Source organism: Kribbella sp. NPDC050241 (assembly GCF_044459685.1).
GTDB lineage: Bacteria > Actinomycetota > Actinomycetes > Propionibacteriales > Kribbellaceae > Kribbella.
Map to the genome: position 1 here is coordinate 803,829 of NZ_JBITJE010000002.1, position 14,946 is coordinate 818,774.

A 14,946-nucleotide genomic window follows, 5' to 3' on the forward strand; every position below is an offset into this window, starting at 1 on the left:
GCGGGCCAGTGCCGGCCCGATACTCGCCCAACGGTGACCGTATGCCGTCGAGGTTGCCGGATGGCGACGAGTGGTGAACGCCTGATGAACAGTTAGGTCGCGTCCCGGTCATCCCGTGATCATTCGGTCTTTCCCTGCTGGTTGCCCGCGTAGCATCGTTGCCGTGGACCCCACGCTGGCTGCGGTGCTGGGCGGCGTCATCGGCGCGGCCCTGGCTCTGCTTTCACTCGGTGCGATGATGCTCAGTGAGCGGGCCCAGCGCAAGATCCCGGAGTCCCCGGACCCGATCGTCCCGACCGGCGTCGCCACGGTTCTGTCGGTACTGCGTTCGTCCGCCGTCGTGATGGGTCCGGAGGACCAGGTCCTGCAGGCGAGTGCGCCGGCCCACGTGCTCGGCATCGTCCGCGGCGAACGCCTGGTGGTCGACGACATCCTGACCATGGTCCGCGCGGTCCGCCGCGACGGTGAGATCCGGCAGCAGGACCTGGAGATCGTCCGCGGCCGGCTGGGTGCGACGCAGTACGTCAGCGCCCGGGTGGCCCCGCTGGGCAGCCAACTCGTGCTGGTCCTGGTCGAGGACCGGACCCGGGAGCGCCGCCTGGAAGCGATCCGGCGCGACTTCACCGTCAACGTAAGCCACGAGCTGAAGACGCCGATCGGCGCGCTGATCCTGCTGGCCGAAGCGGTCTCGGAGGCCTCCGACGACCCGGAGGCGGTGCAGCGGTTCTCCAGCCGGATGCAGGTCGAGGCGGCCCGGCTGAGCCGGCTGGTCAAAGAGATCATCGAGCTGTCCCGGCTACAGGGCGACGACCCGCTGGAGAACCCAGGCCCGGTCGACATCAACGCCGTGATCGAGGCCGCGGTGGACCGCTGCCGGGTCGACGCCGAGGACCGCGACATCAAGATCGTGGTGAAGACCGAGCCCGAGCTGGAGGTGATGGGCAGCGAGGACCAGCTGTCCATTGCCATCGGCAACTTGGTGGAGAACGCCGTCAACTACAGCCCGGACGGCACCCGGGTCGCGGTCGCCGCGCACCCGATCGGGGACCTGGTCGAGGTGACCGTCAGCGACCAGGGCGTCGGCATTCCGACCGGCGACCTGGAGCGCATCTTCGAACGCTTCTACCGGGTCGACCGGGCCCGCAGCCGGGAGACCGGCGGCACCGGTCTCGGCCTCTCGATCGTCAAGCACATCGCCTCCATCCACGGCGGCGACGTACGGGTCTGGAGTGTCGAGGGCCAGGGCTCCACCTTCACCGTGAGACTCCCGCTGCGGCTCGAACCCGCGGCGGGTCAGACCGACTCCTCCAGCCAGGACGAGCCGGCCCTTTATCTGACGCCTACCCCGTCGGAAAGAACCAAGGAGGCAGCTTCGTGACCCGAGTGCTGGTCGTTGAAGACGAAGAGAGCTACAGCGACGCGTTGTCGTACGTCCTGCGCAAGGAAGGGTTCGAGGTCGCCGTCGCGGAGACCGGCCCGGACGCGCTGGACGAGTACGACCGGGCCGGTGCGGACATCGTCCTGCTCGACCTGATGCTGCCGGGTCTGTCCGGCACGGAGGTGTGCCGGGCCCTGCGCAGCCGGGGCAACGTCCCGGTGATCATCGTCAGCGCCAAGGACACCGAGGTGGACAAGGTGGTCGGCCTGGAGCTGGGTGCCGACGACTACGTCACCAAGCCCTACAGTCCGCGCGAGCTGCTGGCCCGGATCCGTGCGGTGCTGCGCCGCGGCCAGGATGTCGAGCTGCTGCCCGACACGCTGGAGGCCGGGCCGGTCCGGATGGACGTCGAGCGGCACGTGGTGACCGTGTCCGGGACCGAGATCCGGCTCCCGCTCAAGGAGTTCGAGTTGCTCGAGATGCTGCTGCGCAACACCGGCCGGGTGCTGACCCGCGGGCAGCTGATCGACCGGATCTGGGGCGCCGACTACGTGGGCGACACCAAGACCCTGGACGTGCACGTGAAGCGGCTCCGCTCGAAGCTCGAGAAGGACCCGTCGAACCCGCAACACCTGGTCACGGTGCGTGGTCTGGGCTACAAGTTCGAGTCCTGACTCACATCGCCGCAGGTCGCCAGGGCCATCGGGGTTAGCTTAGGCTCTCCTTAGTTGAGGCAATCAGTCTAAGGAGAGTCACCATGTCCTGGTCCCGTTCCCGGGTGGTCAGCGCGGTCGCCGCCGTGGTGGTCGCGACCACCACGCTGGCCGCGTGCGGCAACGACGCCAACGAGCAGGCCGGCGGCTCTGCCAGTACGGCGGCCGCCGGGTTCCCGGTCACGTTGAAGAACACCTTCGGTGACACCACCATCACCAAGAAGCCGGAGCGGATCGTCACGCTCGGCTGGAACGCGCAGGACGTGGTCTACGCGCTCGGCGAGACGCCGGTCGGGATGCCCAAGGTGACCTACGGCCCGACCGCGGCCGGCGTCACCGCGTGGGACGCCGGCAAGTTCGACCCCGCGAAGACCCAGTTGCTCGACACCGGTGACAAGTACCCGTTCGAGAAGATCGCGGCGCTGAGGCCGGACGTGATCCTGGCGCCGTACGAGGGGTTCGACGAGGCGACGTACAAGACCCTGTCGGGGATCGCGCCGACGGTCGCGTACCCGGGCGCGCCGTGGCAGACCACCTGGCAGGACCAGACCCTGCTGGTCGGTGAGGCGCTCGGCAAGAAGGCCGACGCGGAGAAGCTGATCAGTGACATCCAGGACAAGATCAAGCAGGTCGCGACCGATCACCCCGAGTTCAAGGGCAAGACGATCACGGTCGGCTCGTTCGGTGCCGAGAACTACGTGTACATGCCGGGCGACCCGCGGGTGCAGATCCTGAACGAGATGGGCTTCAAGAACGCGCCGGGGGTCGAGGCGCTGGAGAAGACGAACACCAAGGAGGAGTTCTCGCTGGCCATCAGTAAGGAGAAGGTGGCCGACGTGGACGCGGACGTGTTGGTCGCGTACGTCGACGGACTCGGTGCGCAGAAGTTCCTGGCCGACCCGGTCTACTCCTCGCTCGGCGCGGTGAAGCGGGGCAGCGCGTACGCGATGGAGGACCAGCAGGTCATCTCCGGGATGAGCGCGGTCAGCGTGCTGAGCGTCCCGTGGGTGCTGGACAAGACCATCCCGAACCTGGCCAAGGCTGCCGAGGCGGCCGGCTGACGCAGGCCCGCCCTCCACTGACTTACTGGGGGCTACTACTCGGCCGGCGGCGGCGTCGGCGAGTAGTGGTTCTCGGTCAGCACCGGGATGTAGGTGGTGATCGGGCCGGCCTGGCCGAACGTGATCACCACGTTGATCATCTGGCCCGGCTTGCCCCCGGTGACGGAGATGCCCTTGCTGGAGTCTCCGCCCGGCGTCTCGGTCGGGTCCGCCGACGGCGTCTCCGTGGGGGTCGCGCTCGCCGTCGCTTCGCCTGCCGCCGGCGGCAGCATGGTCGACGTACCGGCCTTCAGGTCGATGGGCGCGAACTTGCTGAACGTGACCTGGCCCGGCTGGTCGCCGCCGGCCTGGCCGTCCTGCGTGCCGGGCGGGGCCTGCTCGATCTTGACCAGGGTGTCGTCGGTGCTGCCGTCGTTGACGATCGCGCTGTGCAGCTGGCCCTTGCCGTCCGCAGTGGCCAGCACCAGCATGTTGCGGACCTTGATCGAGCCGGAGTCGGCGTTGGTGCCCTCGGCGGCCTGGTACGGCTTCGCGGTCTGGGCGCCGAAGTTCGCGCCGCACGCCGCCAGCGCGATACTGAGAGTGGCGGCGGCACCGGCCAGCGCGGTACGCCGGACAAACCGCGAGGACAACGTGATCGGCACTGGAATCCCTCTTCTGCAAGCTGTTCGACGCCGTCAGGCAGCAGCCTCCGGCGCAGGAAAGCGTAGCCGGGGGCTGCTCCGGCCCCGACGGCGGGATGCCCGTCACGGGGTGTGGCGACGGTGTCCCCGGCAACCATTCACGCGCGCACGAGGCACGGCGGACAGCGTTTGTCAAGGCACGAATAGGCCTCTGACCAGCGCAAACGCCGAAACCGGACCACCCAGCACGTGGTAAGATGGATCTCGGAAAGGGGCACGTGACATATGACTTTCACAGTCGGCGAGACGGTTGTTTACCCCAATCACGGAGCGGCCGTCATCGAGGACATCGAGACCCGTCAGATCAAAGGTGAGGACAAGACCTATCTGGTCTTGAGGATCGTCGCTCAGAACGACCTGGTCGTCCGGGTCCCCGCGTGCAACCTCGATCTCGTCGGCGTGCGTGACGTCGTGGATCAGGCTGGCCTGGAGCGCGTCTTCGACGTGCTGCGCGCACCGCACACGGAGGAGCCGACCAACTGGTCGCGTCGCTACAAGGCGAACCTGGAGAAGCTGCACTCCGGTGACGTGATGAAGGTGGCAGAGGTCGTCCGCGATCTGTGGCGCCGTGAGCGTGACCGCGGTCTCTCCGCCGGTGAGAAGCGGATGCTGGCGAAGGCACGTCAGATTCTGGTCTCCGAGCTGGCCCTGGCCGAGCACACCAATGAGGACAAGGCGGAAGCTATCCTCGATGAGGTTCTCGCTTCCTGACTTCGGTCAGATCGCGTCGCATGAGCACTGCGGCCATCATCCCGGCGGCCGGACTGGGACTGCGACTCGGTGGTGAGAACTACAAAGCATTTCGAGAGGTCGGTGGCGACTCGCTGCTGGTCCACGCCGTTCGTGGACTGAAGGCAGCGACCGCCGCCGACCTCGTCTGTTTTGTCGTCGCCGTTCCGCCGGGGTTCGAGGAATCGGTGGCCAAGGAACTCGAGCCGTACGCCGGTGACGTCCGGCTGCTCGTGGTCCCGGGCGGCGCGGAACGCCCCGACTCGGTCCGGGCGGCCCTGGACGTGGTCCCGACCGAGGGCATCGACTGCATCCTGGTCCATGACGCTGCGCGCGCATTCGTCCCGGCCGACGTGGTCGAGCGGGTGGTCGCGGCGGTTCGTGGCGGCGCACCGGCCGTCGTACCGGCGGTGCCGGTGACGGACACGATCAAGCGGGTGTCGCCGACGGGCGAGGTGGTCGACACGCCCGACCGCTCGACTTTGGTCGCCGTGCAGACTCCGCAGGGCTTCGAGCCCGGCGTACTACGTCGCGCGCATGCCGCCGGCATCGATAGGGTGACCGACGACGCGATGATGTGTGAGCGGCTCGGGGTGCCGGTGATGACGGTCGAGGGCTCGCAGGACGCATTCAAGGTGACACGGCCGCAGGACCTGTTGCTGGCCGAGGCGCTGCTGGCGGAGAGGCGGCTCGGGTGAGGATCCCACGGGTCGGGAACGGCATCGACGTACATCCGCTGGAGGAAGGCCGCCCGATGTGGCTGGCCGGCCTGCACTGGCCGGAGGAGACAGCTGGGCTCGAGGGTCACTCCGACGGCGACGCGGCCGCGCACGCGATCTGCACCGCCTTGCTCAGTGCGGCCCGGCTGGGTGACCTGGGGTCGAACTTCGGTACGGCCGAGCCCGAGTGGGCCGGCGCGTCCGGGATCGCCCTGCTGACCGAGGCGGCGCGGCGGGTGCGAGCCGCCGGGTTCGAGATCGGCAACGTGTCGGTCCAGATCGTCTGCAACCGGCCCCGCATCGGACCCCGCCGCGAGGAGGCGGAGAAGGTGTTGAGCGCCGGCTGCGATGCCGAGGTGTCCGTGAGCGCGGCAACCACCGACGGCCTTGGGTTCACCGGCCGCGGCGAAGGCATCACGGCGTTCGCTACCGCCCTTATCTACTGACCGGCTCGGTCGAGAACCGGGCTGCCCGCGGATCGAGTTCGTCGCCCATCACCTGCGTCAGCAGGCCGTACAGCTCCGGTCGGCGACCGCGCATCCACCGTTGCCCGGTTGCCAACGGCACCAGATCCAGGTCGAGGTCCGCGGTCACCACGGCCTCGTCCGGTACCGGGGTCTCGGCAACGATCCGGCCGTACGGATCCAGGATCATCGCGTTGCCGGTCCGCAGTTCGTCGTCGTCCCGCCCGACACCGTTGCTGAACAGCAAGAACAGCCCGTTGTCGTGCGCCCGCGCCGGCAGCCAGCGCATCAGCCACTCCCGGCCGCTCGGCCCGTTGAACGCGGCCTCGACAGCCGCCGGATTCTGTTTCCTGTTCTCCCACACCTCCACCGGGATCGGCTTCATTCCATACGGGCTGCGCGAGTTGGTCCCGCCGGTCTGGTGTGGCGCGATCAGGACGGTTGCCCCGAGCAACGCGGTGATCCGGACGTTCTCGACCAGGTTGTTGTCCCAGCAGATCAGCACCCCCGCCCGGAAGCCCCACGGTGTGTCGAACACCGTGTACGACGATCCGCTCGCGATCTCCTCGTGCTCGAACGCGTGCAGCTTCCGGTGTACGTGGATGTCTCCGTTGGGGAGGCAGACGGCGTACGAGTTGAACAGCTTGCCGTCGGCAGTTTCCAGGAAGCCGACGCCGAGGCCGGCCTCCAACTCCTGAGCCAGGGCAGCGATCCGGCTGACCAGCGGTCCGTCGGCGGGCTCGGCCAGCTCGTGCAGCCGCTCGGCGGAATGGTTGCGGAGGTGCCAGTAGCCGAGCAGGCACATCTCCGGGAGTACGACGAGCTGGGCGCCGTCCGCGACGGCCGCCCGGGCCAGGCGCTCGACGGTGGCGAGGTTGGCCGCGGGCTGGTCCGGGACCGGCTCGAACTGGACGACGGCGCTGCGGAAGAGGGTCATGCGCCCATCGAAACGCCGATCGATCCATGACGTCCAATAGCGATTGGTCGACATTCCATATCCTGGGGTTATGGACCTCCGATTGCTCCGGACCTTTGTCACGGTGGCGCGGCTGCGGAACTTCGGGGCCGCGGCCGACGAATTGGCGACCAGTCAGCCGGCACTCACCAAGCAGATCCAGGTCCTCGAACGAAGAGTCGGATCCGTCCTGTTCACTCGCGGTAGGCACGGTGCCCGGCTGACGCCGGCCGGGGAGTTGTTGTTACCCGACGCACTCGAACTGCTCGAACGATCCGAGGCCTTCGACCGGCGCGCCGTACAGGTCGCAGCGGGTGACGAGGGATCGCTGGCGATCGGGTTCGGGCTCTCCGCGATCGACCTCGCGCCACGAGCCGTCGCCTTGTTCCGCAGTCGATGGCCGGGAGTGTCGATCTCCCTCGACGACATGTCCTCGGCGGTGCAATGCGAACGCCTGCTCGCCGGCAGCCTCCAGATCGGCTTCGTCCGGTTGCCGGTCCCGGCCGGCCTCGAACGCCTCCGGCTCCGCAGGGACCGGCTCGCCCTGGCCCTCCCAGTCGGTCAGGACGTACCACGCGACGTCGGCCGCTGGCTCGACGACCGTCCGCTGGTCCGCCTCACGCCGTCGCGGGGTCCCGGCCTGACCGCCCAGATCAACGGTCTGTACGCCGAACTCGGTTGCCATCCGCAAGTGCTTCAGGAGGCCGCCGACCTGCAGACGGTGCTCGCTCTCACGGCCGCCGGTGCCGGGCCCTCCGTCGTACCGCAGTCCGCCGAACGGATCGCCCCACCAGAGCTCCGCCTGACCCCGCTCCCCGGCCGGGCCGCGTCGTGGTGGATCGGCGCCGCTTGGTCCACTCGAACCCCGCTCACAGAACGCTTCCTGAAGGCCGCGGCGGAGGTCGCTCGCACCTAGCTCGCACCTAGCTCCTGGCTAGCGCCGCCGTGGAAGTTCGTAGGTGTCCAGCCAGGCGGCGAACAGTTCCAGGAGCGCTGGCTCGTTGGGGCTGAACGTCGCGGCCAGGCTGATGAAGTCGTCGGTGGTCACCGAGCCGTGGCGGTACGTCCTGGTCCAGGTCCGGAGCAGGTTGAAGAACGCGTCGTCGCCGAGATGCTTGCGCAGGGCATGCAAGGTCATCGCACCGCGCTTGTAGAGCCGGTCGTCGAACATCATCTCCGGCCCGGGATCCGACAGCATCAGGTCCGCCGACAGGCCCCTCATCCGGGTGTACGCCTTGGACACCTGCTGGTCGGCGGTCAGGCCGCCGGACGCCTCCGACCACAGCCACTCGGCGTAACAGGCGAAGCCCTCGTTGAGCCAGATGTGCTGCCAGGTCGACGGAGTCAGGCTGTTACCGAACCACTGGTGGGCGAGTTCGTGCGCGACCAGCCGCTCGGAAGTCCGCCGGCCGTCCACATGATTGCTGCCGAAGACCGAGATCCCCTGTGCCTCCAGCGGAATCTCCAGGTCGTCGTCCGTGACCACGACCGTGTAGCCCTCGAACGGGTACGGCCCGAACTGCCGGCAGAACAGCTTCATCATCTCCTGCTGCCGGCCGAAGTCCGTCCTGAACTGCCGCAGGTGCGCGGCCGGCAGCACCGCCCGGATCGGCACCGGTGACGCGGCCAGGTCGAGGACGTCGTACCGGCCGATCTGGACCGTCGCCAGGTACGTCGCCATCGGCGCGGCCTGGTCGAACACCCAGGTGGTGCGGCTCGCCTTCACCCGGCGCGACACGAGCCGGCCGTTCGCGACCACCTGGTACGGCGAGTCGGTGGTCACCGTGATCCGGTAGTGGGCCTTGTCGCCGGGGTGGTCGTTGCACGGGAACCAGGTGGCCGCGCCACTCGGCTGGCTGGCCACGATCACGCCCTCGGTGAGTTCTTCCCAGCCGAGTTCACCCCAGGGGCTGTCCTCCGGCTTGGGGTTGCCGGCGTACTGTACGTCGACGACGAACTCGGCGCCGTCCATGATCGCGGCCTGCGGCGTCACATGCAGCTTGCCGGCGCGGTGGACGTAGCGGGCGGCGCGGCGGCCGTTGACCGACACCTTCGCGACCCGCAGACCGGAGAGGTCGAACGTCAACCGGGACAGCGCCTGGTTGGCGACCGCGGTGATCGTCGCCTTGCCACTCAGCCGGTTGCTGTTGACCCGGTAGTCCAGGTCCAGCTCGTACGACTCCACGTGGTAGCCGCCGTTGCCGTGGGAGGGCACGTAGGGATCGCCTGCGGTCGACGCTCCGGGCTGCCCTGTCGTGCGGGCAACCATCAGCCCTGCCAGGGGGCGATCGGGTTCCCGGCCCAGCGCGTCCCGGCCGGCACACCTTCACCACGCATCACCAAAGACACCGGACCGATGGTAGCTCCCGCGCCCACCGTGGCGGCCGGCAGGACGATGCCGTGCGGCCCGAGGGTGGCGCCTGGTCCGAAGGTGACTGTGCTCATGGAGAGAACTCGATCATGAAAAAGGTGCGTCTGCAGCACGCAGCCGCGATTCACCGTGGCGCCGTCGCCCAGGGTGACCAGATCCGCCTCCGGCAGCCAGTACGTCTCGCACCAGACGCCCTTGCCGATCTTGGCCCCGAGGGACCGCAGCCAGAGCGCGAGGACCGGCGTACCCGCGGCCGCGTTCGCGAACCAGGGTGCCGCGACCAGCTCGACGAAGCTGTCCACGACCTCGTTGCGCCAGACGAACGAGCTCCACAGCGGGTACTCCACCGCGCGGGTCCGGCCGACGATCAGCCACTTGGCGACCGTCGCCATCCCGCCCGCGACCGCGCCGGCGGCGAGGATCACCGCGCCGGACAGCAGCAACGTCGCCCACGGGCCGATCCACAGATCCATCGCCTGCAGCCCGAACAGCACACCGAGTGCGATCAGCACCGTGCACATCATCGGCACGAACCGGCACAGCTCGACCAGCGCCCGGGCGACCTTCAACCGCGTCGGCGGATTGAAGGTGCGGCTCTGGTCGCCCTCGACGGCCTGCCGGCGTAGCTTCACCGGCGGCGAACCGAGCCACGACGTACCCGCCTTGGACTTCTTCGGCGCCGCCGACAGGACCGCGACCAGGCCGTTCTTCGGCACCGAGCGGCCCGGCGCGGTCATCCCGGAGTTCCCGAGGAACGCACGCTTGCCGACCTTCGCGCCGGCCACGTGCAGCCAGCCGCCGCCCAGCTCGTACGACGCGATCATCGTGTCGTCGGCCAGGAACGCACCCTCGCCTACCGTCGTCATCTTCGGCAGCAGCAGCACGGTCGACGCCTCGACGTCTCGGCCGATCTTGGCGCCGAGCGCGCGCAACCACCACGGCGTGAGGAGGCTCGCGTACAGCGGGAAGAGAAGGGTCCGTGCCGAGTCCAGCAGCCGCTCGGTCGCCCACACCTGCCACCCGATCCGGCTGCGTACTGGGTAATGGCCCGGCTTGATGCCGATGCCGAGCAGCCGTACGCCGATCAGTGTCAGCAGGGCCAGCGTGACGAATCCGACCAGCGTCATCAGCGGGATGGCGGACAGGGCCTTGAGCGCTGCCGCTTGCAGTGTCTCGGTTCCTCTGAGGGCGCGACCCAGTACGACGATCGCCGCGGCGGCAGCGGCCACCGGGATCAACGACATCACCGCGGACTGAGCGCCGTACGCGAGAACCCACCACGGCGCGCGGGCGGGACGGTGGTCCGGCCAGGGATGCCGGGCGCGGCCGACGCGGGTGGCGGGCGAGCCGGACCAGCGCTCGTTCGGGGGGACTTTGCGGGAGACGGCCGATCCGGCGGCGATCTCGGCGTTCCGGCCGATCTCGGCCCCGGGGAGGAGCGTGCTGCGCGAGCCGACGACCGCCTCGGCGCCGATGCTGATCGCGCCGACGTGGAGTTGGTCGCCGTCGGTCCAGTAGCCGGCCAGGTCCACCTCGGGCTCGACCGATGCGCCGCGGCCCATCGTGAGCATGCCGGTGACCGGTGGGAGCGTGTGCAGGTCGACGCCGCGGCCGATCTTCGCGCCGAGTGCGCGGGCGTAGTACGCGATCCAGGGTGCGCCGGCGAGGTTGGCCGCGCCGGCGGCGTCGGAGAGGTTCTCGGCCGCCCAGAGCCGGACATGGACGCTGCCGCCACGTGGGTAGGTGCCGGGTTTCACGCCGCGCAGGAGCAGGCGGGCGCCGACGACGGCGATGCTCATCCGCCCGGCCGGGGTGATCAGGATCAGCCAGCCGGCCAGGATCCACCACCACGAGACCGTCCGGAGCCAAGGAAGCGGGCCGACCAACTCGGCGAGCAGGTTGTTCAGCGTGAAGAGGTAGACCAGCCAGCGGACGCCGACGACGGTCTGGAGCACCAGGGTCAGCGCGGTCTGGAGTAGTTGCGTGGACTTCGGCGTAGGCCTGATCTCGCGGACCTCGACTGGGCCGGTGATCAGGACGGTCGACTCGTCGAGCCGATCGGCCAGGGCGCCTAGTCGCGGGTACTCGTAGATGTCGGCGACGGTCACATCGGGGTAGCGCTCGCGCAGCGCCGACACGAGCTGCGCTGCGGCGAGACTGCCGCCGCCGTGCAGGAAGAAGTCGTTGTCCGGGCCGGTGACCTTGGCGCCGAGGACCTTCGTCCAGCGCTCGGCCAGCCAGCCTGCCGTGCCGTCGAGCAGGGCTGCGGGGCCGTCGGAGTCCATGCCGGGCAGCGGCCAGGGGAGCGCGTTGCGGTCGACCTTGCCCGACGTTCTGGTGGGAAGTGTGTCGACGATCGCCAGCAGCGGTACGAGCGCCGCGGGGAGAGCTTCGCGGAGCCGCTCGGTTGCCTTGGCCTGGTCGAACGTGTCCGGGTCCTCGGGTACGACGTACCCGACGAGCAACTGGTTACCGGCGGCACTTGCGCGGACCGCGGCTGCGGCGCCGGTGACCTGGGGCAGGGCTTGGAGCGCGGCGTCGACCTCGCCGAGCTCGATCCGGCGGCCGCCTAGCTTGATCTGCTCGTCGGCGCGCCCCTGGAAGAGGAGGCCCTCGGGTTCGTAGCGGACGAGGTCGCCGCTGCGGTACGCGCGATCCCAGCCGAGGGTCGGCATCGGGGCGAACTTCTCGGCATCCTTGGCCGGGTCCAGGTACCGGGCCAGGCCGACGCCGCCGATCATCAGCTCGCCGATGCCGCCCTCCGGTACTTCGTTGCCGTCGGCATCTACGACGGCGAGATCCCAGCCGTCCAGAGGAAGACCGATTCGGACCGGGCCCTCGCCGGTCAGCTGTGCGCCGCAGGCGACAACGGTTGCTTCGGTCGGGCCGTACGTGTTCCAGACCTCCCGGCCGTCGACGGCGAGCCGCTCCGCGAGCTCTGGCGGGCAGGCCTCACCGCCGAAGATCAGTAGCCGGACCTGGTCCAGCGCGTCGGCCGGCCAGAGCGCTGCCAGGGTCGGCACGGTCGAGACGATAGTGATGCCTTGGGCAACCAACCATGGGCCGAGGTCCATGCCGCTGCGGACCAGCGACCGCGGCGCCGGGACCAGGCACGCACCGTGACGCCAGGCCAGCCACATCTCCTCGCAGGACGCGTCGAACGCGACCGACAGGCCGGCGAGTACGCGGTCGTCGGGGCCGATCGGCTCCTTCTGGAGGAACAGCCGTGCCTCCGCATCCACGAACGCGGCCGCCGAACGGTGCGTGACCGCGACACCCTTCGGTACGCCGGTCGAACCCGACGTGAAGATGATCCACGCGTCGTCCTCCGGTCGCGGACCGTCGTGATGCGGTCGCCGGGCGTCCGCCGTACTGGAGGAATCCATCCGGGCGCTGTAGGGGTAGTCGAAGTAGCCGTCGGCGTTCTCGTTGTCCGGGATGGGGCCTGGCTGCGGGCGTAGGACGGTCAGCTCGAGATCGTCGGCGACAGTCGCGGCGACCGCGGCCTCGCCGAAGACCAGCTCCGCGCGTTCGTCCGGGTCGTCTGCGTCGACCGGGACGTACGCCGCGCCCGCCTGCAGGGTGCCGAGGATGGCGACGTACAGGTCGTTGTGGCCGGACGAGATTCGTACGCCGACGCGATCGCCCGGGCCGATGCCTGCCGCGGTCAGGCGTCCGGCGAACTTGGTGACCTGGGCCAGCAGTTCGCGATAGCTCAGGCTCACGCTGCCGTCATCAAGCGCCGGCTCATCGGCGTACTTGTCGGCCGTGTCCTGCAGCACCCCCACCAACGTTCGCGCGGGCGCCGCCAGCTCCCCGCGTCGCAACGTCACGGCCGGATAATACGCTGCAAAGTTAACAATCCCCGCATTCCAACCAACCACCAGACACCCACTCCGCAACCACACATCCCTTCGTGAAACCCCTACGCCCACAAGCCATCCGATGTAACCAAGTACCCGCGGGCTGCTGCAGTTGTGGTGACAGGTGATCACCCCTCGGCCTCGGGTGTGGCTACTCGGTGGGTGCCTGTGGGGGTCACGTGGAAGGTGAAGCCGTTGGGGGTGGTCCATTCCACGGTGGATTGGTCGAGGCGGCGTACGTTCCAGTTGCTGTGGGTTTTGATCCGGTGGTGGCGGCGGCCGAGTGGAGCGAGGTTGTCGGTGCTGGTTTGGCCGGGTGGGCCGGCGGGGTTGTAGGGCTGGATGTGGTCGAGGTCGATGGTGTGGCTGGTTTCGCGGGCGCCATATGGGAAGAGCTCGATGGGGTGGGTGAGCTTGACGCGTTCGCGGATGCGGGTGGGGATCTCGTAGGCGTCGACGCTGATGCTGTCGTTGAGGTCGATGACGGGCTTGACGGTGTACGGGGCGTGGCCGATGAGTTCGGTGAGCTGGTCGGCGAGCATCGGGCCGAGGTTTTCGACGCGGAGGATGCCGGTGCCTGTGGCGAGGGTGTGGTCGGTGAGGTGGATGTAGACCTGGGTGTGTGCGGGGCGTAGCCGGGTGCGGGCAGGGTTGAGTGCGGCACCGGTTCGTGTGGCTGTGTCGGTGCCTCGTCTCGTGTGGGCGGTCTGTCTGATGTGGGCTAGGCGGGCATCGAGCGCGCGCTGAGCGTCGGCGTCGAGGGGCTCGCCGGGGTCTGTGGTGGTTGGGGTGGGCCAAGTGGGGTCGAGCGGCGGGCGCCGGGGCGGAGTGTCGAGGGGGTCGGGGAGGTTGCCGGAGCTGGGGTGGGGTGCGTCGCGGTCGGCCTCGTCGTCGGTGCCGGGTTCGTCCGGGCCAGGGTCGTTCAGCGCACGCTCGCCCAGGTCGAGTCGGTCGCGAACTGGTTCGTGCCGGCGTGAACCATCCCGCCCGCGTCCATGGCCGGCGCTGGGTCCGGCCAGGCGAAGGTCGCCGGGGCGAGGTTCGGCGGGGCCGGGTTCGGCAGGGGCCGCGTTGGTGTGCGGGCCAACAGGGGTGTCCGGCGTGTTCGTCCTGGGCCTGTTGTTGGCGCCGGGTTCTTCGCCGGCCTTTGGTTCGGTCGGGTCGGCGGTGGGTGGGGTGGGCGTGCATTCGCGGGCTTGGAGGAGGAGTTCGGCGGTGTAGTGAGGGTCGGCGATGATGCCGATGGCCTTGGCGCGGCGGCTAGCGAGGGTGGTGGTGTCGCCGAGGATGTGGAGGGCGTCGGCGATGCTCGTGATGGTGGCGTCGAAGCGGATGATGTCGCCAGTGGCGGCGCGTACGTAGAGGATTTTGGTGCCGTGGTCGTCGGAGTCGCCGACGTACACGCCGCGTTCGCGGGCCTTCTCTTCGGCGGCGGCGCGAGCGGCGGCGGGGTCGGCGTGCCACTGGGCGGCCTTGATGATCTTGTCCAGCCGGTAGGGGGTGACGGTGTCGACGATCGGGGCGAGCCGCCGGTCGACCATCGCGGCGGTCTCGAGCGAGAGGTCCTCGCACGCGGTGGAGATCTTGGCGGCGCGCCAGGGAGTGGCGTCGCCGGATTGGACGCGCGCCCAGATGAACGGGAACCGATGCCGCAGCGCGAGGGCCTGCCCGATGTAGCCGGCGGCGGCGCCGGTCGACATCCCCAGGACGGCGCCGAACTCGGCGGGGGCGAACTCGGTGATCTCGGGGCAGCCGTCGCCGCCGAGCACGATGCTGCGTTCGCGGCCTTCCCAGTCATGGAGCCGGGGGCGAGGTGGGCTGGTGGTGGGGTGATGCTGGTCGGCGAATTGCTGGGCGTGTTCGAGGAGGCGGGCTTCGAGACGGTTGATCTCGGCGCGGTGCTGCGCGGCCGACTCCAGCAGGTCGGCCGTCGGCAGCGCGGACAGATCATCGTCGAACATGCGTTCTAGTTTAGATCATATGCAAGCCTCGATCAGACGCTGGAATCCC

At 69.2% G+C, this 14,946-nt stretch carries 12 protein-coding genes; 7 read left to right on the forward strand and 5 right to left on the reverse strand.

The window, feature by feature from the left end; all coding sequences use genetic code 11:
* Positions 1-163: 163 nt before the first annotated feature.
* The 3 genes from ACIBG5_RS11750 to ACIBG5_RS11760 all read left to right on the forward strand — a co-directional run bounded on the left by ACIBG5_RS11750 (position 164) and on the right by ACIBG5_RS11760 (position 3,152).
* A complete protein-coding gene (locus tag ACIBG5_RS11750; RefSeq protein ID WP_360458512.1) occupies positions 164-1,378 on the forward strand; it encodes an ATP-binding protein in 1,215 nt (404 codons plus the stop codon).
* Positions 1,375-2,052 (forward strand): response regulator transcription factor, encoded by a 678-nt coding sequence (locus ACIBG5_RS11755; protein WP_131353111.1) that lies wholly within the window; start codon positions 1,375-1,377, stop codon positions 2,050-2,052. The genes ACIBG5_RS11750 and ACIBG5_RS11755 overlap by 4 nt, the downstream gene beginning before the upstream one ends.
* An 83-nt stretch (positions 2,053-2,135) precedes the next feature.
* Positions 2,136-3,152, forward strand: a complete 1,017-nt coding sequence (locus tag ACIBG5_RS11760) for an iron-siderophore ABC transporter substrate-binding protein (protein WP_396391503.1) — start codon at positions 2,136-2,138, stop codon at positions 3,150-3,152.
* A 35-nt stretch (positions 3,153-3,187) separates the two neighbouring features.
* On the opposite strand, the gene ACIBG5_RS11765 is transcribed toward ACIBG5_RS11760, so the two are convergent.
* Positions 3,188-3,796: a hypothetical protein gene (locus ACIBG5_RS11765; protein WP_396391504.1), complete on the reverse strand. Its 609-nt coding sequence runs from the start codon at positions 3,794-3,796 to the stop codon at positions 3,188-3,190.
* 264 nt (positions 3,797-4,060) lie between these two features.
* On the opposite strand from ACIBG5_RS11765, the gene ACIBG5_RS11770 reads away from it, so the two are divergent.
* From ACIBG5_RS11770 to ispF, 3 genes are read left to right on the forward strand one after another with little or no spacing between them, the layout of a single operon-like run.
* Positions 4,061-4,546, forward strand: coding sequence for a CarD family transcriptional regulator (locus ACIBG5_RS11770; RefSeq protein ID WP_012918679.1), 486 nt, complete (start codon positions 4,061-4,063; stop codon positions 4,544-4,546).
* A 20-nt stretch (positions 4,547-4,566) separates the two neighbouring features.
* A complete protein-coding gene (gene ispD, locus ACIBG5_RS11775; protein ID WP_396391505.1) occupies positions 4,567-5,262 on the forward strand; it encodes a 2-C-methyl-D-erythritol 4-phosphate cytidylyltransferase in 696 nt (231 codons plus the stop codon).
* A 56-nt stretch (positions 5,263-5,318) separates the two neighbouring features.
* Complete coding sequence (gene ispF / locus ACIBG5_RS11780; protein ID WP_396392037.1) at positions 5,319-5,729, forward strand: 2-C-methyl-D-erythritol 2,4-cyclodiphosphate synthase; 411 nt, start codon at positions 5,319-5,321, stop codon at positions 5,727-5,729.
* On the opposite strand, the gene ACIBG5_RS11785 is transcribed toward ispF, so the two are convergent.
* A complete protein-coding gene (locus tag ACIBG5_RS11785; RefSeq protein ID WP_396391506.1) occupies positions 5,719-6,738 on the reverse strand; it encodes a nitrilase family protein in 1,020 nt (339 codons plus the stop codon). The genes ispF and ACIBG5_RS11785 overlap by 11 nt on opposite strands.
* 16 nt (positions 6,739-6,754) lie before the next feature.
* Here ACIBG5_RS11785 and ACIBG5_RS11790 point away from each other — a divergent pair, with 16 nt between their 5' ends.
* On the forward strand, positions 6,755-7,618 hold the full coding sequence (locus ACIBG5_RS11790) for a LysR substrate-binding domain-containing protein (protein ID WP_396391507.1): 864 nt from the start codon (positions 6,755-6,757) through the stop codon (positions 7,616-7,618).
* An 18-nt stretch (positions 7,619-7,636) separates the two neighbouring features.
* On the opposite strand, the gene ACIBG5_RS11795 is transcribed toward ACIBG5_RS11790, so the two are convergent.
* The 3 genes from ACIBG5_RS11795 to ACIBG5_RS11805 form a co-directional block, all read right to left on the reverse strand.
* Positions 7,637-8,971 carry a M1 family metallopeptidase gene (locus tag ACIBG5_RS11795; RefSeq protein ID WP_396391508.1) on the reverse strand — a complete coding sequence of 445 codons (1,335 nt, stop codon included), beginning with the start codon at positions 8,969-8,971 and terminating at the stop codon, positions 7,637-7,639.
* Positions 8,971-12,906, reverse strand: a complete 3,936-nt coding sequence (locus ACIBG5_RS11800; protein WP_396391510.1) for a Pls/PosA family non-ribosomal peptide synthetase — start codon at positions 12,904-12,906, stop codon at positions 8,971-8,973. Before ACIBG5_RS11800 ends, ACIBG5_RS11795 begins: the two co-directional genes overlap by 1 nt.
* Before the next feature lie 158 nt (positions 12,907-13,064).
* Positions 13,065-14,897, reverse strand: coding sequence for a DUF222 domain-containing protein (locus ACIBG5_RS11805; RefSeq protein ID WP_396391511.1), 1,833 nt, complete (start codon positions 14,895-14,897; stop codon positions 13,065-13,067).
* Positions 14,898-14,946 lie beyond the last annotated feature (49 nt).